The sequence below is a fragment of the Sphingomonas sp. UYP23 genome (genome assembly GCF_054059235.1).
In genome coordinates, this window is record NZ_JBSSBX010000001.1 from 3,474,343 (window position 1) to 3,497,753 (window position 23,411).

Below are 23,411 nucleotides of genomic sequence, written 5' to 3' on the forward strand. Positions count from 1 at the left end.
TTTTGTAAGGTCAGCAGCTCGACGGCGTCACCCCGGTAACCGGATAGACCCCGCTGTTGCCGCCGGTAAGATCGCGCGCATCGCGTACCAGCATCGACGCATATTCGACGATATACGTGCTCGGCGACAGCGACGTCTTCACGAGCGGCGTGTAGAGATAATAGACCTCGACAAACATGGTCGCGTTGTTGTCGGGCGTTATGACTTGCCGACCCGTCGGGCCGAGTCCGGTCAGACCGGTCTTGGTGCTGGTCGTGTAGATCGGCACGTAACTGGTTTGCGCGCCGTAGCATCGCTGCCACCCGATCTTGTAGGTCCCCGCCGTGTTCGGGTTGGCGGTCGGCTCAAGATCGCTGAGGATGACGCGCCCGTTGGTCTGCAGCTTCAATTCGCCCGCTTGCAGGTTCGCGCCAATGAAGACGTCGTTGATGTCGGATTCGCTGATCGTCTTGGCCGAGAGCTGACTGCCCGTTCCCATCCGGGCGGCATCGTCGGCGAGCTGCAGCGCCAATTGGCTGACCCGCATCTTGGTGGTGATGTAGTTCGTCATCTCGGCGCCGGTCAGGCTGAGCAGGATGAATACCGGCAGCAGCAACGCGAATTCGGTCAGCGCAAGACCGCTGCGATTCTGTTCGAGCCGCTCCGCCCGGTCCAGCACGAAAGTGGCGAAACGGGTCATGGGCAGTTTCTCACGGTCGCGGTGGCATAGCTCGCCTGGTCCGAATACGGTTGGTTCTGCAGGATCGTGGTTGCCACCAGGGTGGTGGTGCTGGACGTCCCGAGGAACCGCCACAACGGGAACATGCGCGGATACGTGACCGACACCGTGTAGAGCGTGCGGTCCTTCGCACCGCCTTGGCCGGCATCGCCGCCGTCCGCGTCCCATATCGAATTGTTGTTGGCGTCGACATACGGTTCGCCCGCATCGCAGGTGCCGTTCTTGTTGGTGTCGGTAAACGACTCGGCCTTCGCGGCGGCCGCCAGACTGAAGGTGCGATAGAAGCGCCGCTTGAAAACGATCTGCGGATTCCTGGTCAGCGCGGAGACCTGCGCCGTGACGCGGGCGTCGAGCGCGGCGGAGACCTGCGCGTCGGTTCCCGTTTCCAGACTCGCGTCGCGCGCGACCTTCTGCACGATGCCCTGCAGGATCGCGCGCGTGTACAGCGTATGGGCAATATCGAACCCGCCGATAATCAGCAGGCACATGACCGGCGCAACAATGGCGAACTCGATCAATGCCGCACCACGGGTGTCGCGATACAGGCGAGACGCGCGTAGAGCCCGCGGCGTCATTTGGTAAGCCTCAGCGCGGAAATCTTGTTCGCGATCGCGGCGAACTGCGTCTGCAACGCCGCCGAGTCGGCCGCCTTGAAGTAATAAGACGGCGACGTCGCGCAGTTCTGCAGGCGCGTCTCGGTATCGGTGTTGGTGCCGTTGCCGAACGAGATGACCCACAGCGTGATGTTCTTGTTCTTCACCGCGGTGCACAAGGCGGCCAAGCGCAGGTTGATCTGGTCGATCAACGCTTGCCGATTGCTGCCGCAGTCCGTCGCCGCGCCGACATCAGTGGTCTGCTTCTGGTCGTAGAAGGGGACGCCATAGGCATTGTAGTCGCACGGACTCGACGTGGAATCGCCGTCGGTCATGAAGATCATGTGGCGCTGGATATCGGCGCCGCCGCTATAGCTCCCGTTCGGCAGCGTGACGGCGTTCTCCGACGCGAAGATCCCGGTCGGCGACATGAAGCGGGCACCCCACAACATGCCGATGTCGTGATAGGTGTTGCCCTGCGCGACCAAGCTGTCGACATATTGATCAAACGTCGCGGCGTCGCTCCAGCTTTGAAGTTTTTTTGCAGCCGTCGGGCAGTAATCGTCGCTAGAATTGTAGTAATCGGTCGTCGAATCGCTCTCCGTATTGGTCGCCTGGCTGTAATAGTTCACGATGTTGCGGAGGTAGATCGCGTCGGGCAGCGAGGGGCCCCACAGCGAATTGCTGTTTCCAGCGGATGGGACGAGATCGATGTTGAGATCGTAGGCGTTGCTGGGAATGGGGGTGTAGTTGGTGGTCGCGACCGTCGGGCGTTCCTGGATGCAGCCGCCCCATGCGACCGAGCGGTTGCCGCCGCCCGCGGCGATCGGCAGGTTGAGACTCGTGTTCCACGAGGTCCCGTTTTTCAGGCCGCTGACGTTCTGGGATATCTTGCCGTAATGCCAGGTCGTGACCAGCGATCGGGACGATTGGGTGCAATAATAGCTCGTATTCCCGAACCGGTTCGTCGAGCTCGTCTTGTCGACCTTGTATTGCGTCGTCGCGGTATCGGAATGGGCGACAGTGCAGGTGCCGTTCTGGGTGCTGTTCGACTGGCTGTACGCGCTCCATGCGCTCCATGATGAACTCACGAACTTGCGCGATTGATAGCTCCAGGTGTCGGCGAGATAGGCCGGTGGCAGCGAGTAGCCGACATTGACGTTGCTGGCATAGGGCATGAACCCGAAGCGGATCTGCACTTGGTTCCCCGTACCCCCGGTCGCGTTGGTGGTCGCGCAGGTGGCGTTGGTCTTGAGCCGGGCGACGATCTCGTAGAAACATTTGACCGCCGTCTTGAGACCGTCGATCTTCGATCCCGCTGCCGGGACGCCGTTGTTGTTGGTGCAGGTGGTGGAGGACGCGGTGCAATTCATCGAGCCCGTTACGTCGAGCACGAACATCACATCGGTGTTGGGAAGGCGCATTTCCGAATCGCACGACACCGCGAGCGTCTGCGTCGTGACGCCGAGCACACGCATCAGCGTCATCGGGACCGTTGCGGTGGCGGTGCCGATTACCGTCCCGCCGCTTTCCGCAAACGACCGTGTCGTCGCGGTGCTGCCATAGCCATTCGACGGGAAGTTCCCATCGTAGAATTTCTCAGCGACCGCATTGTCGTCGGTGCCCCAAATCCCGCCGCCCATCTGCTTGCGGCCGGCCAGCGCGCCGGCGTCGCACGCGTGTTGCATGCGGGTCTTGATGATATACATGCGGCTGATGTCGATCGCGCCGCCGACCATGCCCGCCATCGGAATCAGGGCGGCCGCCATGATCGCGAGCGCGTTGCCGGCGACGTCGCGACGCAGACGCGAGAGAAATCCGAGCAAACGCCCGATTTCCGTCGTGCGCGCGCTGCTTGCCTTCGCCATCCACCCGTCTCGCATTGCTCGTTTCCGACCTCACACGTCGCGCATGCCGCGACATCCGGTAATGTCCATTAAAGCTGCTAGGTTAATAACATGGTTACGTATCAAACCGGCCCCGAACGGGCGCTGGCGTTAAGCTACGCACCCGAACCCGCGCGGGCTTCGCTTGCCGCGCTGTTCGCGCTCGACGATACGCTCGGCCAGATCCTGCGCACGACGCGCGAGCCGTTGGTCGGGCAGATGCGGTTGACGTGGTGGCATACCGCGCTGACCGCGCTCGACAGCGCACCGCCGCCCGCGCAGCCGGTGTTGCAGGCGCTCGCGGACGACGTGGTGCGAAACGGTGTCAGCGGGGCGCAGCTCGCCGCGATGATCGATGGCTGGGAGGCGTTGCTCGAGGCCGAGGCGATCGACACGGCCGCGCTGCAGCTGCATGCCGCCGCGCGCGGTCGCGGCCTGTTCGTCGCGGCGCAGGCGCTGCTGCGTGGTTCGCCACGCGATCCGGTCGAAGCTGCGGGGGAGGGATGGGCGCTGGCCGATCTCGCGCGAAACGTGCGCGACCCCGAGAGCGCGCGCCGCGTGGCCACCGCCGCGTCCAGCGCGATCGCGGCGGCGACGGCGGTGCGCTGGAGCCGTGCCGGACGCGCGCTTGGTGCGCTGGCGCAGCTTGCGCGGATGGATCTGGCGGTGCCGCTCGATGCCGCCGTTCCGCATGGCGCGCCGCGGCGGGTTGCGCGGCTCGCGCTGCACCGCATCACCGGACGATAGACTTTCGCCAGAGACCAGAATGGGTTATCCTGCCGTGACAGTCGTGGGGGGACGATATGTGGCGCTATCTGATGGGTGGGCTGGCGACGTTGGCGCTGGTTGCGGCAGGAATCCTGGTGTTCAATCGCAACGCGCGCTCGGTCGCCGCCTTGCCGCTGGCGCCGCCCGCATCGGCGCAGGCAGGGTTTGCGGCGGCGCTCCCGGACAGCGTTCCCGAGGCGAGCGACAAGACGCGCGAGCAGAAGCGCTTCGACCGCTACGACAAGGATCGCGACGGCACGGTAACGCGCGAGGAATATCTCGCGGCCCGGCGCAAGGCGTTCGCCAAGCTCGACGTCAACCATGACGGCACGCTGTCGTTCGACGAATGGGCGGTGAAGGCCGAGGGCAAGTTCTCAGGTGCCGATGCCGACAAATCGGGTGTGATGACGCCGGTCGAATTTGCCAAGACCGCGGTCAAGCGCAAGCCGCCTCGCGTGCGGCGCGATTGTCCGCCGGCGGCCAAGGACGAGGCGCCGGCGAACGGTGAGGACAGTTGACCGCCGGCGTTAGGCGGCCATCCAGGCGGTCAGCGCGTCGCGCGCGCGGTCGGTGTACATCTTCTTGCGATCGGCCTTCTTGGTGCGGCCTGCGATCGGCGGGAACAGGCCGAAATTGACGTTCATCGGCTGATACGTCTCGGCGACGGCTGCGCCGGTGATATGGTGCAGCAACGCGCCGAGCGCGGTCTCGACCGGGGGCGGGGGCATCGCCGCACCGCCAAGCTCGGCGGCGGCGAATCGTCCGGCGAGCAGCCCGATCGCCGCGCTCTCGACATAGCCTTCGCAGCCGGTGATCTGCCCGGCGAAGCGGATGTTCGGCCGCGCCTTCAGCCGCAACGTCGGGTCGAGCAGTTCGGGCGATCGGATGAAGGTGTTGCGGTGCAGCCCGCCGAGGCGCGCGAATTCGGCATTCTGCAAACCCGGGATCGTGCGAAATAGCCGGACCTGCTCGCTATGCTTCAATTTGGTCTGGAAGCCGACGATGTTCCACAGCGTGGCCGAGGCATTGTCCTGGCGCAGCTGGACCACGGCATAGGGCCAGCGGCCGGTGCGCGGATCATCGAGCCCGACGGGCTTCATCGGTCCGTAGCGCAGCGTATCGACACCGCGCGACGCGGCGACCTCGATCGGCATGCAGCCCTCGAAATAGGGGACGTGCTCCCATTCCTTGAACTCGGTCTTCTCGCCGTCGATCAACCCGGTGTGGAAGGCGAGATATTCGTCCTTCGTCATCGGGCAGTTGATGTAATCCTTCGTATCGCCCTTGTCCCACCGCGACGCCATCCAGGCGGTCTCCATGTCGATGCTGTCGAAATGGACGATCGGCGCGATCGCATCGAAAAAGGCGAGCGCATCCTTGCCGGTCGCAGTGCCGATCGTCTCGGCGAGCGCGGGCGCGGTGAGCGGACCGGTCGCGACGATCGTCATGCCGGTCTCGGGCAGGGCATCGACGCGTTCGCGCACCACCGTGATGTTGGGGTGCGCCATCAGCGCGGCGGTGACGCCCTCCGAGAAACGATCGCGATCGACCGCCAGCGCGGAGCCCGCGGGAACCTTGTGGACGTCGGCCTCGCGCAGGATCAGCGAGCCGAGCGTGCGCATTTCCTGGTGGATCAGCCCGACCGCGTTGCTCGTCGCATCGTCCGAGCGGAAGCTGTTCGAGCAGACCAGTTCGGCCAGGCCGTCGGTCTGGTGCGCCGGGGTCATCTCGCCCGATCCACGCATTTCGGAGAGTTTCACCTTGAAGCCAGCCTCGGCGAGCTGCCAGGCGGCTTCGGAGCCCGCTAGGCCTCCGCCGATAATGTGTACGTCGTGTGTCATGCGCTGGCTGATAGCGGCTGCGGCGCGGGGTGGCAAAGGCCGTGCAGTCGGAGCGAGCGCTGGCCCCCCGCCGCCGCGGATGCGTTCACGACATGACATAAAGTTCACACATGAATTTAGTGGCTTAGTGCGCGCGCCCTCTACCGCCCGCGTCGGCCGCGCGATATGGTTGCGCTTGACGAACATTCCTCGCGGTCGAAAGCCGCCACCTACGGAGTCGTGTCATGGCGATCGGTCGGTATCTTGCCGCAGGGGCGATATGGTGGAGTGTCGCGACACCTGGCGCGGCGCAGCAGCCGCCGGTCCAGGCCAAGACCGGGCCCGACATTGTCGTCCAAGGTGCGGTCGATGCACCGAGCGCATGGCGGCGCGCCGAGTCGGCGCATGTCATCGTCACGAGCAAGGGGAGCGAGGCGGAGCTCAAGCGCGTCACCAACACGCTCGAGCGGCTCTACGCCCTGATGGCGCGGCTCTATCACCGCACCGATGCCGCCGACGACACTGTCAAGCTGCAAGTGACGCTCGTCGACACGGCCGATTTCTTTCAGGCGATGAAGCTGCGCAACCTGCGCTCCGAAGAAGGCCCCTATGCGGCGACGTTCGCGGGCGAGCGCTATTACGATCCGCGTGAGGACGGTCCCGTCCTCGCCGTCGCGCGGACCGACCAGGTGATCAAGCTCTCCACCGCGCTCGCCGAGGATCGCGATGTCGAGGACGCTTCAGGTTCGATCGATTCCGAAGGAAGCATGGGCACCGGTATGTCGGTAACCGCCAAACGCCCGCCGATCGCGCGGAAGTGGGAAGCGGTGCTCTATTCGGCGTTCGCGCAACATTTCCTGCTCACCTACATGCCCGCCGCCTATCCGCGCTGGTATCTCGACGGCGTCGGCGCGTTATACTCGACGTTCGATGTCAGGCGCGACGGTAAGGTCGATTACGCGCGCGATCCGCTCGATTATCGACAGGTGTTCTACGCGTATGGCCCGCTTCGGGTGCGGCCGATCCTGACCGGCGCGTATCTCGAGGGGGAGGCGGGCAAGGCGCATTGGACCCCGTATCATGCTTGGCTGCTGACGCATTTCTTCCTGTTCTCGCAGCTCAAGCCCGAGCGCAGCCAGCAATTCGCGCGCTACATGGCCGCGATTGGGCGCGGCGTGCCGCTGGCCGAAGCGGCCAAGGTATTCGGCGACCTCAACCGGCTCCAGCATGATCTCGATGCCTATCAGGAACGCGGCACCGAATACGCGCGCGCCGACGCGGTGCCGCCGCCGGGCGGCGACCCGACGATCAACGTCGTATCGCGCAGCAGCGCGGCGGTGATCGAGGCGCGGCTCGAGCTCGGCACGCGCCTCGCCGCTGGGACGAGCGACGGCGCCTGGGTGGCGCAGCTCCACGATACCGTGGCGCAGCTGCCCTATAGTGCCGAAGCGCTGCTGACCGAGGCCGAGGTCGAATGCCGTGCCGGGCAGAACGACGCCTGTCTCGACTCGGCCGAGCGTGTGCTCGCCAAGACGCCCGACAATATCCGTGCGCTGGCGTGGAAGGGCATCGCGCTGACGCATCAGGCGCTGGCGGGGCCGGCGAGCGATCGCGCGCGCGGGCTCAAGGCGGCGCGCGTGCCGATCGTCCGCGCACTGCGGATCGACAATGACACGCCGCTTCCGCTGCTCGCCTTCTTCAACAGCTATGCCGAGGCGGGCGATCCGGTTCCGGACCAGGCGGTGCTCGGGCTGGTCAAGGTGACGCAAGCCGTGCCCGCCGCGCCGGGGCCGCGGGTCGCGCTCGCGCGCGAATTGCTGCGGCAGGGCCATGCCGACCTCGCGCGGCAGGTGCTGATGCCGGTGCTGTATGGGGGGTACGACTCGCCCGAAAAGACGGTAGCGCAGACGCTGCTGGCGACCGCCGGATCGGCGCAGCACGCCGCGCGTTGATCGCGCGCGGGCTCGTCCCGACATAGGGGGCGAGGAGCTGCCATGAAAATCTATACGATCGGCTATGAAGCGACGACGATGGGGGCGTTCATCGACGCGCTGACCAAAGCGAGCGTTGCCCGCGTGATCGACGTCCGTGCGCTGCCGTTGTCGCGCCGGCCGGGGTTTTCGAAGACGTCGCTTGCCGCATCGCTGGCCGAGGCGGGGATCGACTATGTCCATCTGAAAGCCCTCGGCACGCCCAAGCGCGGGCGCGACGCGGCGAAGAAGGGCGATGTCGCGACGCTCGAGGCGGTCTATGCCGAACAGCTCGTCCTGCCCGAAGCGCAGGCGCAAACCGCCCGGATGCTGGAGCTCGCGGCGGAGAAGCCGAGCGCCTTGCTCTGCTTCGAACGCGACCCGGCGCATTGCCATCGTACGCTGCTGCTCGAGGCCGAAGCCGCCGATGCCGAAGTGATCGACCTGTTCGCTTGATCGCCGCAACGCTTTGTTAGCGAACAATATGAGGAACGATCCTAACCCGGAACTGTTATTTACACAGTGCCGATCGTCGGACACTTAGGATTGTGGGCGTGGGTACTAGCAAGGAACTGCAGACGGTTCGACGCGAACAACGCTATTCGACCCGGTTCGCCGGCACGGTGATCGTCGACCGCCGACCGCATCCGGTCGAGATTGCGGATATCTCTTGCGTCGGCGCCTGTGTACGCGGCGTCGACCTGCCCAAGCGCGGCGAGGAGATCGTGCTGCTGGCGGAGGAGCTCGAGGTGGTCGGGACGGTGGTGTGGAGCGACGGGACGTCGTGCGGCATCAACTTCCACAAGCCGATCGCACCGCTCGCGGTCGTCCAGAACAATCCCTATTTGCCCAATCGCAACACGTTCACAAAAGCCGTCGCGATGCGCGGCTGAGTCTGCTCAGCCGGCGACCGGGAGTTTGACCGTACCGTCGGCATCGCGCTCGAGCGGGCCGTAGGCAATCACCGTCTCGAGCAGCAGCGGACCGCCGTACAGATGTGGGAACAGCTGCCCGCCGCGGGACTCTTCCCATTTCAGCCCTGCGCCGAACGACCCGAGATCGACCGCGGCGACATGCAGGTCGCTCTGCCCGGCGAAATGCTTGTCGACCGTCTCGGTCAGCTGCTCGGCGGTCGAGAGGTGGATATAGCCGTCGGCCACATCGACCGGCGCGCCGGCGAAGGCTTCCTCCGTCTCCAGCGTCGCCATCTGCTCGGCGGTCAGCACCTTGTACGCGGTCAGCGGCAGGTCGCTCATTCGCCATTCTCCGGGCCAGCGGCGAGATCGTCGCTGGTATCGGCGGTGTCGTCGGGCGCGATCTCGACCGCGGTCAAGTCGCGGACGTCGGCCTCGGCATCGCCCTCGGACTCTTCGATCCGCGCGGCCGAGACGATATGCTCGTTCTTGCCGACATCGAACAGCTTCACGCCCGCCGAGTTGCGGCCGATCACGCGCATCGAGCCGAGCGTGGTGCGGATCACCTTCGCCTGATCGGTAACGAGCATCAACTGGTGGCCCTTGGTCGCAGCGAAGCTCGCGACGACAGGTCCATTGCGCGGGATGTTGTCGATATTGGTGATGCCCTGGCCACCGCGGCCGGTGCGGCGATAGTCATAGGCCGAGGACAGCTTGCCATAGCCGTTTTCGCAGACCGTCAGCACGAACTGCTCGCGCTCCATCAACTCCTGATAGCGCGCGACCTCCATCGTCGGCTCGCCGTCGCGCTCGCCCTTCCACGGGGCGAAACGGAGATAATCCTCGCGCTCGTCGGGCGTTGCGCCGACGCGGTGGAGGATCGACAGCGAGATCACCTTGTCTTCGCCCTTGAGCGCCATGCCGCGTACGCCGGTCGAGTTGCGGCTCTGGAATTCGCGCACTTCGTGTGCGGCAAAGCGGATCGCCTTGCCCGCGCGCGTCGCGAGCAGGACGTCGTCTTCCTCGCTGAGCAGCGCCACGCCGATCAGGCGATCGTCTTCGTCGATGCCTTCGAACTTCATCGCGATCTTGCCCGCGGTCGGGATGTTGGCGAAGGCGTCCATCGAGTTGCGGCGCACGCTGCCGTTCGCGGTCGCGAACATCACGTGGAGCTTGGCCCACTCGGCCTCGTCCTCCGGCAGCGCGAGCACGGTCGAGATGACCTCGCCCTCGGCCAGCGGGAGCAGATTGATCATCGGCCGGCCGCGTGTCGCGGCACCACCCTCGGGCAGCTTCCAGACCTTCATGCGGTAGACCTTGCCGAGCGTCGAGAAGAACAGCACCGGCGTGTGGGTCGACGTCACGAACAGGTTGGTGATCGCGTCCTCGTCCTTGGTCGCCATGCCGGCGCGGCCCTTGCCGCCGCGCGCCTGCGCCCGGAACGTGTCGAGCGTGGTGCGCTTGATATAGCCCTGCATCGTCACGGTGACGACCATGTCCTCGCGCTCGATCAGATCCTCGTCGTCGATGCCGTCGGCGGCAGCGGCGATCTCGGTCTTGCGCGGCGTGGCGAATTCGGCGCGGACCGCGACCAGCTCTTCGCGCATCACGGCGTACAGCTTGGCGCGGTTGGCGAGGATATCGAGCAGTTCGGCGATCGAATCGGCAAGGCCCTGAAGCTCGTTGCCGATCTCGTCACGGCCGAGCGCGGTCAGACGATGCAGTCGCAGGTCGAGGATCGCGCGGACCTGCAGCTCGGACAGGCGATAGGTCGCGCCGGTGACCTCGGTATCGACCGCTTCGACCAGCCGGATGTAGGGCGCGATGTCGGCGATCGGCCAGTCGCGCGACAACAAGGCTTCGCGCGCCGCGGCCGGGCTCGACGAACCGCGGATGATCTTGACGACCTCGTCGAGGTTGCTGACCGCGATGACGAGGCCGAGCAACAGATGCGCGCGCTCGCGCGCCTTGGCGAGCTCGAACTTCGAGCGGCGCGTGATGACTTCCTCGCGGAAGCCGACGAACGCTTCGAGGATGTCGCGCAGGTTGAGCAATTCGGGCCGGCCGCCGCGGATCGCGAGCATGTTGGCCGGGAAGCTCGACTGCGCCGGGGTGTGCCGCCACAACTGGTTGAGCACGACGTCGGGGGTCGCATCGCGCTTGAGGTCGATGACGATGCGCACGCCCATGCGGCTCGATTCGTCGCGGATATCGCTGACGCCTTCGATGCGCTTGTCCTTGGCGGCTTCGGCGATCTTCTCGACCAGGCCGTTCTTGCCGGTCTGGTACGGGATCTCGGTCAGCACGATCGAACGACGGTCGCCGCGGCCTTCCTCGACGACGTAGCGCGAGCGGATAATTACCGAGCCGCGGCCGGTCTCATAGGCCGAGCGCGCGCCCGAACGGCCGAGGATGATCGCGCCGGTCGGGAAATCGGGACCGGGGACGATCTCGAGCAGTTCCTCGGTGGTGAGCGGCTCGCGCGCGCCGGTCTTGGCGTCGAGCATCGCGAGCGTCGCGTCGATCACTTCGCCGAGATTGTGCGGCGGGATGTTGGTCGCCATGCCGACCGCGATGCCGCCCGCGCCATTGACGAGCAAATTGGGGAAGCGCGCCGGGAGCACCGAAGGTTCGCGCTCCGAGCCGTCATAGTTCGGCGTGAAATCGACGGTGTCCTTGTCGATATCCTCGAGCAGCGAATTCGTCACCTTGGCGAGACGCGCCTCGGTGTAGCGCATCGCCGCGGCCTTGTCGGGATCCATCGAGCCGAAATTGCCCTGGCCGTCGATCAGCGTGACGCGCATCGACCAGTCCTGCGCCATGCGGACCAAGGCGTCGTAGATCGAGCTGTCGCCGTGCGGGTGATATTTACCCATCGCATCACCGACGATGCGCGCGCATTTGCGATACGGGCGGTTGTAGACGAAGCCGCTTTCGCTCGCCGACCACAGGATGCGGCGGTGGACGGGCTTCAGGCCGTCACGAACGTCGGGCAGCGCGCGCGCGACGATCACGCTCATCGCATAGTCGAGATAGCTCGACTTCATTTCGTCGACGATCGAGATCGGCGCAATATCGGAAGGGTCGGCGAGCACGGTCTCGTCGGTCAATTTTCGGTGCCTTCGGCTGTGTTACGGGATTGCGACAACCCTAGCCCAGCGCGGCGACGAATGCCACCCCCGCGCATGTCCCGGAGCGGGCGCAGGGGCGGGGAAGAGCGTTACTTGCAGGCGGTCTTGGTCGCGTTGCCAGGAAGCGAGCAATTGTAGGTGACGGTCTTGCCGTTGGCGAGCTTGGCCTGGACCATGCGGCCGCCGGTGGTGGTCGTCTTGGTGGTGCGCGAGCGGGCGACGGTGGTGGCCTTGACCGTCGTGGCGGGCGGGGTGGTCTTGGTGGTCGTCACCATCGTCTTGGTCGTCGGCGCAGCGGCTGGCTTGGCGACAGTGGTCTTGGTGGTCGTCTTGGTCGCGACGGGCGTCTGCGCGAGTGCGGCGGTGCCCGACAGCAGGACGATGGCGGTGAATGCGTGTCTGATCATGACGGTCCCCTCAAAAAACCTTCGAGCTTGCTGCGCGATGGAAGAAGGATGCGGCCGATCCGCGACCATATCAATCCCTTGAGGGTGACAAGTTCGTCATGCTGTTGCGCTCAGAAGGGCACTTCCTTGCCTTCGAAATCGAACAGTTTGCCGGTATCGGGGGCCTTCAATTCCTCGATCACGTCGAGCAGTTGCAACGCGGCGCGCTCGGTATCGAACAGCCGACCGGGCTGGACATTGCCCTGGAATGGCTTGGACAGCGCGGTATCAACCGTACCGGGATGCAACGCGACGACGATCGCGCGGTCGTTGCGGCGCTTTTCCTCGATCGCGATGGTGCGCACGAACATGTTGAGCGCGGCCTTCGATGCGCGATAGCCGTGCCAGCCGCCCATCTTGTTGTCCGAAATGCTGCCGACGCGGGCCGACAAAGCGGCAAAGACGTTCCGCCCGGTCTTGGGCGTGATCGGCAGGAAATGCTTGGCGACGAGCGCCGGGCCGATCGCGTTGATCGCATGGACGCGCGCCAGCCAGGCTGGGTCAAGCTCGCGCAACGCCTTTTCGGGGCCGTGTGCATCGGCATGCAGGATGCCGGTCGCGACGATCACCAGCGTTGGGGCAGGGCCCTTGGCGACGTACGCTGCCGCGGCGGCGATGCTCGCCTCGTCGGTCAGGTCGAGATGCTGCGCGCCGATGCGTGACCGCGCGAAACCGTGGACGACGTCATAGGCGCCTTCCTCGATCAGCGCCGCCTCGAATGCCGCGCCGATCCCGCCCGACGCGCCGATGATGACCGCCGCGCCGCTCATGACCGCGCGAACCGCCAGCGATCCGGCGTGCTCTCGCCCGCGTCGAAGCGATAGCCATCGGTGTCGAAGCCCTTCATGTCGTCGATCTTGGTGATGCGATGCTCGCACAGCCAGCGCGCGACCAGCCCGCGCGCCTTCTTGGCGTGGAAGCTGACGAAGCGCGGGCCATCAGGGCCGGGCTCGCGGAAATCGACGTCGATCACGCGCACCCCGTCGAGCTTGCCGAGCACCGCGCCGAAATATTCCTGGCTGGCGAGGTTGAGCACGACGCCCGATCCCTCATCGGCGACTTCCTCGCGGACTGCAGCGGCGATGCGGTCGCCCCACCATTCGTAGAGGCTACGCCGGCGTGGCGCCCAGCGCGTGCCCATCTCGAGACGATACGGCTTCATCGCGTCGAGCGGGCGGAGCAGGCCGTACAGCCCCGACAGCATCCGCACATGATCCTGAGCGAACGCGATCGCCGGCTCGTCGAGCGTCTGCGCCTCGAGCCCCGTGTAGACGTCACCGGCAAAAGCGAACAGCGCCGGACGCTCGGGCGCATCGGCGAAACCGGCGAAGCGGTCGGCGTTGAGCTTTGCAAGCTTGGGCGAGATATGCATCAGCTCGGACAGCCGCTTCTGAGAGAGGTTCGCCGCCGCTTTGGCGAGCGTTTCGGCCTCTGCCGCAAAGCGCGGCGTCGTCGGCGTCAGGGCGGGAAGCGGACTCTCGTAATCGAGCGTCTTGGCGGGAGAGAGCAAGGCGATCATCGCGACCGCCGTTAGGCTCCCGCTACGAATGCGTCAAAGAGTCTCGCATTAGGGATATATCGGGTTCAAGCGGGGTTCAGTCGCGGTGACGCTATTGCCGTCGCTTGACGGTATGATGCGTGGCGTTAGAGCGGCGGCAGCAATCCGCCGCGCGGGGCCGCGCGACAATAGGAGAGTTCGACAATGAAGATGGTCTCGAAAATCGCTTTGGCCGCCACGCTCGTCGTCGGCATGAACGGTGCAGCGCTCGTCGCCCCCGCCTTCGCCGCCAAGAAGGAAAAGGCTGCCGAGGCAGCTGCGCCAAGCCTGTCGAAGGAAGCCCGCGCCGCCGCCGTCGACGCGCAGACCGCGCTCGGCGCCACGCCGAAGGATCTGGTCAAGGCCGCGGCTGCGCTCGACGCGCTCGATGCCGCCGCTAAGAGCGATTACGAAAAGTATCTCGCCTCGGGCCTGCGCCTCTCGCTCGTCAACGCGCAGACCGCCGGCCAACCCGAGACGCAGCGCGTCGCCGCGCTGACCCCGCCGCTCGACGCGATCATCGCCAATCCGGCGACGCCGAAGACCGAACTCGGCATCCGGTACGAAGAGCGCGCCGGCTTCGCCTATGCGACCAAGGATTATAAGCGCGCCGTCGAATATTACACCAAGGCGCGCGACCTTGGCTTCACCAATGAAGATCTGCAGCTCAACATTGCCCGCTCGAAGGTTGAGGCCGGCGACGTCGCCGGCGGCGCCAACGATCTCGAAGCCGCGGTCAAGGCCGAGAAGGCCGCGGGTAAAAAGGCCCCCGAAGCCTGGTACAAATACGCTTTCACGCGCCTGACCAAGGCAGGCCTGACCGATCAGGCCGACGCTTGGACCGCGGCGTGGCTGACCGAATACGGCACCGCCCCGAACTGGCGCGGCGCGATCTACACCTTCGGCTTCCAGGGCCCGGCGGCGGTCAAGTACAGCAAGAACCGGATCGATCTGTTCCGCCTGCTGTGGGCGACCAAGAGCCAGGCCGGCCAGCGCGAATATATCGACTATGCCGATGCCGCGCTGACGATCGGGCTTCCGAACGAAGCCAAGACCGTGATAGACGAAGGTCTCGCATCGGGCGTGATCCCCAAGGGCAACGTGACTGCAACCGAGCTGCAGACGCGTGCCAAGACCGGGATCGCGGGCAGCTCCTCGCTCGCCATCAAGGAAAAGAACGCGATGGGTGCGCCGAAGGGCGATCTCGCGCAGCAGGCGGGCGATGCCTATTTCGGCACGCGCAACTACGCCAAGGCGATCGAGATGTATCGTCTGTGCGAGACCAAGGGCGCGCCTGACGCCGACCGCAACAACCTCCACCTCGGCATGGCGCTCGCGCTGTCGGGGGATCGCGCTGGCGCCAAGACGACGCTCGCCAAGGTCGCGGCCGAGCCCAACAAGGCGATCGCCCGGCTGTGGACGGTGTTCGTCGATGCGCCGCCTACGGCTGCATGAGGACGTCCAAGACGTGAAGTGAAAAGGGCGGCCCGCGGGCCGCCCTTTTTGTTTGCGCCGTGAGTGGCGCCCGGCCCAACCGGGGAGCGGATCGCCGCTCCCCGGCCAGCGGGTTACCAGGTCAGGCCGATGCGCCCGTAGACATAGCGGCCGTTGAAGCCGAACGGCGAATAATACGGGAAGCCGACCAGCCCGGTGCTGTTGAGCGCCGTTCCGACCGACGACGTCACCTTCACATAGTCCGGATAGGTGTCGAACAGATTGTTCGCGCCGACCGCGAAGTTGAGGTTGCGGATCACCTGATAGCGCGCCTCGAGATCGAAGATCGTGTGGCGGCCGGTATGGATGTCGTTCGCCGCGAGGCCGTTGCCGCTGCTCGGTTGTGTGACGTCGCCATAGTAAGACGCACGTGCGGTCAGCCCGAGTTTCGCCAGCGACCAGTCGATCGTGCCGACGACCTTCTCGCGCGGGGTGCCCTGTTCGATCGAGACGATCCGCTGGCGCGTGAACAGCGCCTGGGTCGAGCTGGTCGAGACGCCGTTCACGAGCGCGGTGATCGTCGTGTTGCCCGGGAAGCTGGTCACCTTGATGTCGTTGAAGTTGGTGGCGGCGGTCAGGTCGAACGTGCCTGCGGACGACGTCGCCTTACGATAATGCGCGACGATATCGATGCCCTTGGTGGTCGAACGGATGCCGTTGAGCAGGAAGCGCCCGGCCGAGACGTTGTACGGCGCGAGCAGCGCTGCGACGACGGTACCGCTGAGATTTTCCGACAGCGCGATCTGGTCGCGCAGCTTGATCTGATAGGCATCGACCGACAGATCGAACCCACCGCCGCGCAGCACGACACCCGCCGACAGGTTGCGCGACTTCTCCGCCTGAAGCTGTTTGCCGCCAAGCGCGAGGCCAACCGGGCTGGTCGAGGGGAACAGGCCCGTCTCGACGATCGCGCCGCCGGTGTTGAGCACCGACGAGGTCGAGGTGAAGAATTGCTGCTGCAGCGACGGCGCGCGGAAGCCGGTCGAGGCCGCGCCACGCAGCGCGATCCACGGTGCGAAATCATAGCGCGCGCTGAGCTTTCCGGTCGCGGTCTCGCCAAAGTCCGAATAGCTCTCGCCGCGCACCGCCGCGCCGATTGTCAGCTGCTCGATCGGTTTGGCCTCGAGATCGAGATAGCCCGAGACATTGTCGCGATGCTTGCTGATGACGTTCGACGGCTGGAAGCCGGGAAAGCCCTGCGCGCCGCCGCCGAGCGTCGAGCTCGAGCCGGGTGCGCGGTTGTACGACGCCGGCTCACCTGCGCCGATGCGGAAGCCCTCGCGCCGATATTCGAGGCCCCAGGCGATGTTGATCGTGCCCTGGCCGAGCGGCTGCTCGCGCGACACGTCGATCCCGCCGACGAGCTGATCGTAGGTCAGCTTGCCGTCGTAGAAACTCGTCTTCGACGCGGCGCCGTAGGTCGCGTTGCCCGAGTTGCGCGTCTCGAAATTGAGCTGGTTGCGCCCGTACGACACGTTGAAATCGACCTTCCAGCCCGACAGTTCCCCGCGGATGCCGCCGGTTGCGGTGAGATCGTTCGATTCGACTGCGATCAGCGGGGTGAAGCCGTCGGGATAGAGGCTGGCGAGCGCGGCGGCGCTGGCATTGTTGTCGGTGCCGCCATTGATGCGCGGCGTGGCCGCGCTCGTGCTGTCGCGATGCTGGTATCCGCCGAAGCCGTAGAGCGTCCAGCCGCTGCTGCCGAGCGGCTTCGCGGCGTTGACGAAGCCGGTATATTGCTCGACCGCGGGATCGCCGAAGCGCGAGCGCACGCGGATCGGCGTCTTGCGCGGATCGAAATCGCCGCGGCTGGTCGCGCCGCGGTTGAGATATTCGGCCGAGACGGTGAGGAAGCCGTCCGAGCCGAGCCCGATGCCCTGCCAGCCCGAGGCCGTCACGGTCTTGCCGTCATGCTCGCTGCGATTGCCGCGCGCGGTGGTGACGTCGGTGATCGTCTGGCCATAGGTGACCGTCGCGCCGCCACCGGTGCGGGCTTCGCGCAGCCGCAGGTTGACGACGCCGGCGATCGCGTCCGAGCCATATTGCGCCGCCGCGCCATCGCGCAGCACCTCGATCCGGTCGAGCGCGACCGAGGGAATCGTGTTGAGATCGACCGCTGCCGAGCCGCGCCCGACCGACCCGTTGGTGTTGAGCAGTGCCGAGGTATGCGCGCGCACGCCGTTGATCAGCACGAGCGTCTGATCGGGCGACAGGCCGCGCAGCGTGGCGGGGCGGATCGAATCGGTGCCATCGACCGCGGCCGAGCGCGGGAAATCGATCGACGGGACGACCGCGGCGAGCGAGGCCGCGAGCTCGGTCGTGCCCTGGCGCTGGAGCGTGGTCGCGCTGAGCACGTCGATCGGCGAGACGCTGCCGAGCCGGGTGCGTCCGCTGGTGCGCGTGCCGGTCACGACGATGTCGGTCGGCTCGCTTGCGGCGGGTGTCGTGTCGGTGGGGGCGGGCGGCGGTGCTGCCTGCGCGTGCGCCGATGCCGCCGTGGCGATGGCGAGCGTGGAGGCGGCGACGGCGAAAAGCGGCCGGAAGTTGGTCATGGTCGAGTCCCTTTGGTCAGTGCGAAAGCTGCACAGCGTTATGACGCTTTTGTGACTGCCCTCTGGCAGATCTTGTGTGCGTGTGGCGTAAAGAAATGCGTCGTCGCAGTTTAAAAAAAGTGGCCCGACACCGAAGTGGCGGGCCAAGGTGCGCGCGGGAGCTTACCCTGCGTGTCGGTTGTCCACGGCGGGGTGGAATCTTCAGGGCGCGTTGCCGGTGGTATCCGCGGCGTCGAGCGGTGCCGATCCGTTGCTGGCGCGCGAATCGTTGCCGAAGCCCTCGACCGTGCCGCTATTGGCGTCGAGCGCGGTGGCGTTCAGGTCGGTTTCGGTGACGATCGCGGTGTTCGCGGCATCGTCCTGCTTCGCGCAGGCGGAGACCGCCAGAAGCGCTGTGGCGAGCATGGGAACCAGCAGGAGAGTCTTGCGCATCATTACCCTTTCTTGGGGGGGAAGGCGTTCATCGCGCAGCCGCCGCACTGCGCAGCGACGTACCGATCAGGGAAAAGAAGGCGCGGCTCGCGTGCGATCGCTCGAAGTCCCATTCGGGATGCCATTGCACCCCGAGCACGTCGCCGCCGCATGGTCGGGCCCGCACCGCCTCGATCAGGCCATCGTCGGCGGTTGCCTCGACGCACAGCCCGGCGCCGAGCCGATCGATGCCCTGTTCGTGGACCGAATTGACCGACATCCGCCGCCGCCCGATCGATTTCGCGAGCAGACCGCCGGCGCTGAGCTCGACATCGTGGCAATGCCCGAACATCTCCTTGTAACAGCCATCCCACGAGCCACGATGATGTTCTCCCCGGCATGCCGCGCTCGACAGCGTTCCGCCGAACAGCACGTTGATCTCTTGCAGCCCGCGGCAGATGCCGAACACCGGCTTGCCCGCCTCGATCATCGCCTCGGCCAGCGCAAGCGCGACCGCATCGCGGTCGGGGTCGCTCGACTGATCGGGGGGGAGCGGCGCGCCGCCATAGCGTTCGGGCGACACGTTCGAGCGGGAGCCGGTCAGCAACAGCCCGTCGAGCAGCGGCGTCAGCGTGGCGATCGTCGCATCGTCGCGCACCGCGGGGACGAGGATCACCGCAGCCTCGGAAAAGCGCGACAGCGGCGCGATGAAGCGTGTCGCGACGGTCTGAACCGGCCGACCAAGCGCCTCGTTACAGCATAACAGCCCGATGACGGGGCGTGGGGCAGGGCGGGCGAGGCCGCTCTGGGGGCGTGGCACGGTCACTGTGCCGCCGCCCGCTGGAGCACATCACGCAGGTCGAGCCCCGCGGCATGATCGAGCCGCACCGCCTCGGGCTGGACGAGCACGCGGTCCTCGGCCACGTCGGACAGCAGCCAGACATTGCCGCCGATCGTCGAGCGCGCGCCGATCGTGACGCGGCCGAGGATCGTCGTCCCGGCATAGATGACGACATCGTCGCCGATGATCGGGTGGCGGGCGTGACGCTGGCGCACATCGTCGTGCGTCAGCCCGACCGGGCTGCGCGCGCCGAGCGTGACATGCTGGTAGAGCCGCACGCGCGCGCCGACGATCGCGGTCTCGCCGATCACCACGCCAGTGCCGTGATCGATGAAGAAGCTTTCGCCGATCGTGGCGCCGGGATGGATGTCGATCCCGGTGCGCTCGTTGGCGATCTCCGACAGGACGCGCGCGACGATTGGCGCGCCGAGATTGTGGAGTTCATGCGCGATGCGGTGGTGGAGGATGGCGATCGCGCCAGGATAGCAGACGAGGATCTCGTCGACGCTGCGCGCCGCGGGGTCGCCAAGGAATGCGGCCTCGACGTCGCTGTCGACCCGGCGGCGGATGTCACCGAGCGTCGCTGCGAACAGCCGCGTGATCGTCGCGGCATGGTCGGGCTCGAACGCGCCGGCTTCGTGCTGCCAATAGCCGATTTCGGCGCCGATCTCGCGTTCGAGCGTGCTCAGCGCGGCGAGCAGCTTGGCGACGACGAAGCCGTCTTCCGCCTCGGCAGTCCCGCGGAACTGGCCGAGCCGGCGCGGATAAAGCGCTGCCGACAACAAAGCGACGACCTGTTCGAGCGCGGCGCGCGACGGGAAGCTCGCCGTATCGCGCGCTTCGTCCTGCCGCCCGCGCCAGGCGTCACGCGCGGCGCGCAGATCGGCGACCGCCGCGGCGACCGGCGACGGCGCCTCGGTTTGCACCGAATATGAAAATGCGGACCGGATCGTCATCATTGCCTCCGCGACCGAGCATATCCTATCAATTGGATGGGGTATGAAAGAATTGCTTCGATCGCGGCAAGCAGACCTTTGGCGGGCGGCCATCGCCGCGCTGGTGCGAGCGCGCGCCGCGTCTCGCCCCGTGGCGCAGACGCCGCCGATCACCCATCGGGCCTTGCACCCGTCACGCGATCGTGAGTCCGACCGTCAGCGCCTCGAGCAGCGCATCCACCTTGGGACTGAGCTGGCGGCTGCGTGGCCAGACGAGGTGCAACGGCAGCCCGACCGTCGTCAGTTCGGGCAGGATCTCGACCAGCTGGCCGCTGGCGAGCTCGTCCTTGATCAGCCAGGTCGCCAGCTGCGCAACGCCGAAGCCCGCCTTGACTGCACCGACCTGCGCCTCGGCGCTGCCGAGCACGATTCGCCCGTCCATCGTGCGCTGCTCGATGGCGCCCGCGCCATCGGCGAAGCGCCACGCGATCGTGCTGCCGTCGGCGCGCCCATAGAGAATGCTGTCGAGCCGGGCGAGCGCCTCGGCCGAATCGGGGGCGCCGCGCCGCGCGAGATACTCGGGCGCCGCGCAGAAAATGACGCGTTCGCGCCCGAGATAGCGATGCCCGAGGGTGTCCGGCCACGCCTCCGACCCGCCGATCCGGATCGCGACGTCGACGCCTTCCTCGACGATGTCGACGACGCGATCGGTGAAAGTGACGACCGGGCGCACACCGGGATGCTGCTCGGCAAAGGCAAGCAAGACCGGCATCACCTGCATCCGTCCGAATGCCACCGGCACATCGAGCTTGAGCCGCCCGACGATTTCGGAGCGTTGCGCGGCGAGCACCGCCTCGGCGTCGGCGAGGTCACCGAGCACGCGCGCGCACGTCTCATAGAAGGCGGCGCCGGCATCGGTCAGCGCGAGCCGCCGCGTCGTGCGGTCGAACAGGCGGCTGCCGAGCCGCGCCTCGAGCCGCGCGACGCTCTTGCTGACCGCCGAGTTTGTCAGGTTCAGGCGGGCGCCGGCGGCGGTGAAACTGCCGGCATCGGCCGCGCAGACAAAGGCTTCGATGCCCTTGAGGCGTTCGGACGGGATCACATGCTGCTCCATTCTGGAATTTCTGTCGCACCATACCCGAAAAAATGCCGTGAGACCGGAAATTTCGTCGTGAGTTAGAGGCGGCTGAACAGGAGCCCCGTCTATGTCGTCCGTCCATCCCCTTCATGCCGCGCCGCCGGCCTCCGGAACCGCGGGGCGCGGGCTCGCGGTCCTGTTGCTGGCGATTTCCGCCTTCGTGATCGTCACGACCGAGTTCATCATCGTCGGACTGTTGCCGAGCCTATCGCGGGACCTCGGCATCTCAATCTCGACCGCGGGTCAGCTCGTCACGCTGTTTGCCTTTACGGTGATGCTCGCGGGGCCGTTCCTGACGGCGCTGCTGTCGCATTTCGAGCGCAAGCGGCTGTTCGTCACGATCCTGGTGATCTTCGCGGGCGCCAGTGCGCTGGCAGCGGCGGCGCCTGATATCTGGGTGCTGGGCCTCGCTCGCTTCTTGCCGGCGCTAGCGTTGCCGGTGTTCTGGGGTACGGCGAGCGAGACCGCGGGCGAGCTCGCCGGTCCCGAAAAAGCCGGCAAGGCGGTCGCCAACGTCTATCTGGGGATTTCGGGTGCGATGGTGCTCGGCATCCCGATCGGCACGCTGGCCTCGACCGCCTTCGGCTGGCGCGGGACATTCTGGGGGCTGGCCGGGCTGTCGCTGGTGATGGCGGTGCTGCTGTTCGTGGTGATGCCGACGCTCGCACGCCCCGCGCGCGTCAAGCTCGCCGAGCAGGCGCGGATCCTCAAGGATCCGTATTTCCTCGGCAACGTCGTGCTGTCGGTGATCGTCTTCACCGCGATGTTCACGGCGTACACCTATCTCGCCGACACGCTCGAGCAGGTCGCCAAGATCCCGGTCGGGCAGGTCGGCTGGTGGCTGATGGGCTTCGGCATCGTCGGGCTCGGCGGCAACTGGCTCGGCGGGCAGTTCGTCGGGCGTGGGCCGCTGATGGTGACCGCGGTCACTGCGCTGGTGCTCGCGCTCGGCATGGCGGCGACGACGCTGGTGGCGGGCACGCACGTCTGGCTCGCGGTGGCGATCGCGGTGTGGGGGATCGCTAATACCGCGCTCTATCCGATCTGCCAGGTGCGCGTGATGCAGTCGGCGAGCCATGCGCAGGCGCTTGCGGGCACGCTCAACGTATCGATGGCGAATGCCGGGATCGGGCTTGGCGCGATCATCGGCGGCTCGGTCATCCAGCATTTCGGGCTCGGCACGGTCGGCTATGTCGCCGCCGCCATCGCCGTCCTCGCCGCGATCGTCGCGGCGTTGGTCGGTCGGCTCAAATCGACGGGCGCTGCCGCCTAGGCATATCGCGTCCTCGCGCGTTTGCCCCTCATAGGAGTCCACGATGAGCAAAGTTTCGATCACCACCGATTACGCCGCGCGCGATGCCAGCATCGCGATCAACAGCTACACAACCGTGCTGCGCCGCCCGCGTGTGCCGCACGACGTGTTCGCGACCTATTGGCGCGACGTCCACTGCCCGCTCTGCTCTCGCATCCCCGGGCTGGCCTGGTACGTCCAGAACCATTTCGACCGCGAACAGGACGCGCATCTCTGGCCCGTGATCGAGGGGATTGCGGCCTTTCCCGATTACGAACTCGACGGCGGGGTGGAGATCGGATTCGCCTCGGCGGAAGACCAGAGTGTTTTCAACGAAGCAAGTTCGATCCTTTTCGCCGACGAGCAGAACATGTTCGCCGCGACGGTTGCCTATGCGCTGCCCGGCGGATCACGCACCTTGGTCGATCGTTCGCCCGACCCGGTCCCGAATGGCAATGACGGGGTGGATCGCATCCATGTCCATTTCGGGACGGCGGGGACCGATGCGCAGGCGTTCGGTGCTTTCATGACCGGCTTTGCAGAGGCGCTTGCGGCGGAACCAGCGGTGCTCAAGCTGCGGCTGCACCTGCCGGACGCCTATGACCATGCCGAGCCGGCACCGCCCGCGCCCAATGTCGACCATCGCGTCCCCCCCGAACGATCGCTGATCGCCGTGCTCGAGATCGCCTTCGAGACGCCGATGACGCGGCGCGCGTTCTTCGAAACCGAAGCGTTCCGCGCGACGATCGACGGTCAGAAGGCGCAGATCGCCTATGCCTCGGCGTTCGCGGTGAGCGGGGTCTATACCTATGTCCGCGACAAGACGCTGACCATCGCGGGCCTGCGCGGCAGTCGCGCGGCGCAGCTGATCGAGTGGCTCGGCGCGAACAACCAAGTCGCGGACGACGTCTGCGACCTGATCCGCACCGGCTCGCTCGCCTGAACGCAAACGGGGCCGGCGCTGTG

22 protein-coding genes are annotated in these 23,411 nt (G+C 66.3%); 8 read left to right on the forward strand and 14 right to left on the reverse strand.

Going from position 1 to position 23,411, the window contains the following annotated elements:
• Positions 1-10 precede the first annotated feature (10 nt).
• Genes ACVWYO_RS17125 through ACVWYO_RS17135 form a run of 3 tightly spaced genes read right to left on the reverse strand, consistent with a single transcriptional unit; the run spans position 11 to position 3,179 of the window.
• The gene (locus ACVWYO_RS17125; protein ID WP_457352816.1) at positions 11-679 is read right to left on the reverse strand and encodes a TadE/TadG family type IV pilus assembly protein; all 669 of its coding nucleotides are present in this window, start codon (positions 677-679) and stop codon (positions 11-13) included.
• Positions 676-1,236: a TadE/TadG family type IV pilus assembly protein gene (locus tag ACVWYO_RS17130; RefSeq protein ID WP_457352818.1), complete on the reverse strand. Its 561-nt coding sequence runs from the start codon at positions 1,234-1,236 to the stop codon at positions 676-678. The genes ACVWYO_RS17125 and ACVWYO_RS17130 overlap by 4 nt, the downstream gene beginning before the upstream one ends.
• 53 nt (positions 1,237-1,289) lie before the next feature.
• A complete protein-coding gene (locus tag ACVWYO_RS17135) occupies positions 1,290-3,179 on the reverse strand; it encodes a TadE/TadG family type IV pilus assembly protein (RefSeq protein WP_457352820.1) in 1,890 nt (629 codons plus the stop codon).
• Between the two features lie 90 nt (positions 3,180-3,269).
• Between ACVWYO_RS17135 and ACVWYO_RS17140 the strand changes: the two genes are divergently transcribed.
• Together ACVWYO_RS17140 and ACVWYO_RS17145 are read left to right on the forward strand one after the other, a co-directional pair.
• Positions 3,270-3,944: a squalene/phytoene synthase family protein gene (locus ACVWYO_RS17140; RefSeq protein ID WP_457352822.1), complete on the forward strand. Its 675-nt coding sequence runs from the start codon at positions 3,270-3,272 to the stop codon at positions 3,942-3,944.
• 56 nt (positions 3,945-4,000) lie between these two features.
• Positions 4,001-4,483, forward strand: coding sequence for an EF-hand domain-containing protein (locus tag ACVWYO_RS17145; RefSeq protein WP_457352824.1), 483 nt, complete (start codon positions 4,001-4,003; stop codon positions 4,481-4,483).
• Positions 4,484-4,492: 9 nt separating this feature from the next.
• On the opposite strand, the gene trmFO is transcribed toward ACVWYO_RS17145, so the two are convergent.
• A complete protein-coding gene (trmFO, locus tag ACVWYO_RS17150; protein ID WP_457352826.1) occupies positions 4,493-5,806 on the reverse strand; it encodes a methylenetetrahydrofolate--tRNA-(uracil(54)-C(5))-methyltransferase (FADH(2)-oxidizing) TrmFO in 1,314 nt (437 codons plus the stop codon).
• Positions 5,807-6,030: 224 nt separating this feature from the next.
• On the opposite strand from trmFO, the gene ACVWYO_RS17155 reads away from it, so the two are divergent.
• From ACVWYO_RS17155 to ACVWYO_RS17165, 3 genes are all read left to right on the forward strand, one after another.
• A complete protein-coding gene (locus tag ACVWYO_RS17155) occupies positions 6,031-7,737 on the forward strand; it encodes a hypothetical protein (protein ID WP_457352828.1) in 1,707 nt (568 codons plus the stop codon).
• 42 nt (positions 7,738-7,779) lie between these two features.
• Positions 7,780-8,211: a DUF488 domain-containing protein gene (locus tag ACVWYO_RS17160; protein WP_457352830.1), complete on the forward strand. Its 432-nt coding sequence runs from the start codon at positions 7,780-7,782 to the stop codon at positions 8,209-8,211.
• 98 nt (positions 8,212-8,309) lie between these two features.
• Positions 8,310-8,648, forward strand: coding sequence for a PilZ domain-containing protein (locus ACVWYO_RS17165; protein WP_457352832.1), 339 nt, complete (start codon positions 8,310-8,312; stop codon positions 8,646-8,648).
• Positions 8,649-8,654: 6 nt separating this feature from the next.
• Here the strand turns inward: ACVWYO_RS17165 and ACVWYO_RS17170 are convergent, their stop codons facing one another.
• The 5 genes from ACVWYO_RS17170 to yaaA form a co-directional block, all read right to left on the reverse strand.
• Positions 8,655-9,011: a DUF952 domain-containing protein gene (locus tag ACVWYO_RS17170; protein WP_457352834.1), complete on the reverse strand. Its 357-nt coding sequence runs from the start codon at positions 9,009-9,011 to the stop codon at positions 8,655-8,657.
• On the reverse strand, positions 9,008-11,779 hold the full coding sequence (gene gyrA / locus ACVWYO_RS17175) for a DNA gyrase subunit A (RefSeq protein WP_457352836.1): 2,772 nt from the start codon (positions 11,777-11,779) through the stop codon (positions 9,008-9,010). The genes ACVWYO_RS17170 and gyrA overlap by 4 nt, the downstream gene beginning before the upstream one ends.
• Positions 11,780-11,889: 110 nt before the next feature.
• The gene (locus ACVWYO_RS17180) at positions 11,890-12,207 is read right to left on the reverse strand and encodes a hypothetical protein (RefSeq protein WP_457352838.1); all 318 of its coding nucleotides are present in this window, start codon (positions 12,205-12,207) and stop codon (positions 11,890-11,892) included.
• 110 nt (positions 12,208-12,317) lie between these two features.
• Positions 12,318-13,016, reverse strand: a complete 699-nt coding sequence (locus ACVWYO_RS17185) for an SDR family NAD(P)-dependent oxidoreductase (RefSeq protein ID WP_457352840.1) — start codon at positions 13,014-13,016, stop codon at positions 12,318-12,320.
• Positions 13,013-13,765, reverse strand: a complete 753-nt coding sequence (gene yaaA / locus ACVWYO_RS17190; RefSeq protein ID WP_457352841.1) for a peroxide stress protein YaaA — start codon at positions 13,763-13,765, stop codon at positions 13,013-13,015. Before yaaA ends, ACVWYO_RS17185 begins: the two co-directional genes overlap by 4 nt.
• A 183-nt stretch (positions 13,766-13,948) precedes the next feature.
• Between yaaA and ACVWYO_RS17195 the strand changes: the two genes are divergently transcribed.
• Positions 13,949-15,238: a tetratricopeptide repeat protein gene (locus ACVWYO_RS17195; RefSeq protein ID WP_457352842.1), complete on the forward strand. Its 1,290-nt coding sequence runs from the start codon at positions 13,949-13,951 to the stop codon at positions 15,236-15,238.
• Between the two features lie 113 nt (positions 15,239-15,351).
• Here ACVWYO_RS17195 and ACVWYO_RS17200 read toward each other — a convergent pair whose 3' ends face one another.
• The 5 genes from ACVWYO_RS17200 to ACVWYO_RS17220 form a co-directional block, all read right to left on the reverse strand.
• A complete protein-coding gene (locus ACVWYO_RS17200; protein ID WP_457352844.1) occupies positions 15,352-17,829 on the reverse strand; it encodes a TonB-dependent receptor plug domain-containing protein in 2,478 nt (825 codons plus the stop codon).
• A 201-nt stretch (positions 17,830-18,030) separates the two neighbouring features.
• Positions 18,031-18,261 (reverse strand): hypothetical protein, encoded by a 231-nt coding sequence (locus ACVWYO_RS17205; RefSeq protein WP_457352846.1) that lies wholly within the window; start codon positions 18,259-18,261, stop codon positions 18,031-18,033.
• 28 nt (positions 18,262-18,289) lie between these two features.
• Positions 18,290-19,066, reverse strand: a complete 777-nt coding sequence (locus tag ACVWYO_RS17210; protein WP_457352848.1) for a gamma-glutamyl-gamma-aminobutyrate hydrolase family protein — start codon at positions 19,064-19,066, stop codon at positions 18,290-18,292.
• Positions 19,063-20,037, reverse strand: coding sequence for a serine O-acetyltransferase EpsC (gene epsC / locus ACVWYO_RS17215; RefSeq protein WP_457352849.1), 975 nt, complete (start codon positions 20,035-20,037; stop codon positions 19,063-19,065). The genes ACVWYO_RS17210 and epsC overlap by 4 nt, the downstream gene beginning before the upstream one ends.
• A gap of 172 nt (positions 20,038-20,209) precedes the next feature.
• Complete coding sequence (locus tag ACVWYO_RS17220; protein ID WP_457352851.1) at positions 20,210-21,118, reverse strand: LysR family transcriptional regulator; 909 nt, start codon at positions 21,116-21,118, stop codon at positions 20,210-20,212.
• A gap of 103 nt (positions 21,119-21,221) precedes the next feature.
• On the opposite strand from ACVWYO_RS17220, the gene ACVWYO_RS17225 reads away from it, so the two are divergent.
• Both ACVWYO_RS17225 and ACVWYO_RS17230 read left to right on the forward strand, forming a co-directional pair.
• A complete protein-coding gene (locus ACVWYO_RS17225; protein ID WP_457352853.1) occupies positions 21,222-22,427 on the forward strand; it encodes an MFS transporter in 1,206 nt (401 codons plus the stop codon).
• A 43-nt stretch (positions 22,428-22,470) separates the two neighbouring features.
• A complete protein-coding gene (locus ACVWYO_RS17230; RefSeq protein ID WP_457352855.1) occupies positions 22,471-23,388 on the forward strand; it encodes a hypothetical protein in 918 nt (305 codons plus the stop codon).
• Positions 23,389-23,411 lie beyond the last annotated feature (23 nt).

Excerpts from the sequence above, each read along its gene's own strand:
- ACVWYO_RS17180 (WP_457352838.1), bottom strand. The coding sequence starts at position 12,207 with ATGATCAGACACGCATTCACCGCCATCGTCCTGCTGTCGGGCACCGCC.
- ACVWYO_RS17170 (WP_457352834.1), bottom strand. The coding sequence starts at position 9,011 with ATGAGCGACCTGCCGCTGACCGCGTACAAGGTGCTGACCGCCGAGCAG.
- ACVWYO_RS17155 (WP_457352828.1), top strand. The coding sequence starts at position 6,031 with ATGGCGATCGGTCGGTATCTTGCCGCAGGGGCGATATGGTGGAGTGTC.
- ACVWYO_RS17200 (WP_457352844.1), bottom strand. The coding sequence starts at position 17,829 with ATGACCAACTTCCGGCCGCTTTTCGCCGTCGCCGCCTCCACGCTCGCC.
- ACVWYO_RS17145 (WP_457352824.1), top strand. The coding sequence starts at position 4,001 with ATGTGGCGCTATCTGATGGGTGGGCTGGCGACGTTGGCGCTGGTTGCG.
- epsC (WP_457352849.1), bottom strand. The coding sequence starts at position 20,037 with ATGACGATCCGGTCCGCATTTTCATATTCGGTGCAAACCGAGGCGCCG.
- ACVWYO_RS17125 (WP_457352816.1), bottom strand. The coding sequence starts at position 679 with ATGACCCGTTTCGCCACTTTCGTGCTGGACCGGGCGGAGCGGCTCGAA.
- ACVWYO_RS17160 (WP_457352830.1), top strand. The coding sequence starts at position 7,780 with ATGAAAATCTATACGATCGGCTATGAAGCGACGACGATGGGGGCGTTC.
- yaaA (WP_457352841.1), bottom strand. The coding sequence starts at position 13,765 with ATGATCGCCTTGCTCTCTCCCGCCAAGACGCTCGATTACGAGAGTCCG.
- ACVWYO_RS17230 (WP_457352855.1), top strand. The coding sequence starts at position 22,471 with ATGAGCAAAGTTTCGATCACCACCGATTACGCCGCGCGCGATGCCAGC.
- ACVWYO_RS17195 (WP_457352842.1), top strand. The coding sequence starts at position 13,949 with ATGAAGATGGTCTCGAAAATCGCTTTGGCCGCCACGCTCGTCGTCGGC.
- ACVWYO_RS17225 (WP_457352853.1), top strand. The coding sequence starts at position 21,222 with ATGTCGTCCGTCCATCCCCTTCATGCCGCGCCGCCGGCCTCCGGAACC.
- ACVWYO_RS17135 (WP_457352820.1), bottom strand. The coding sequence starts at position 3,179 with ATGGCGAAGGCAAGCAGCGCGCGCACGACGGAAATCGGGCGTTTGCTC.
- trmFO (WP_457352826.1), bottom strand. The coding sequence starts at position 5,806 with ATGACACACGACGTACACATTATCGGCGGAGGCCTAGCGGGCTCCGAA.
- ACVWYO_RS17205 (WP_457352846.1), bottom strand. The coding sequence starts at position 18,261 with ATGCGCAAGACTCTCCTGCTGGTTCCCATGCTCGCCACAGCGCTTCTG.
- ACVWYO_RS17140 (WP_457352822.1), top strand. The coding sequence starts at position 3,270 with ATGGTTACGTATCAAACCGGCCCCGAACGGGCGCTGGCGTTAAGCTAC.
- ACVWYO_RS17185 (WP_457352840.1), bottom strand. The coding sequence starts at position 13,016 with ATGAGCGGCGCGGCGGTCATCATCGGCGCGTCGGGCGGGATCGGCGCG.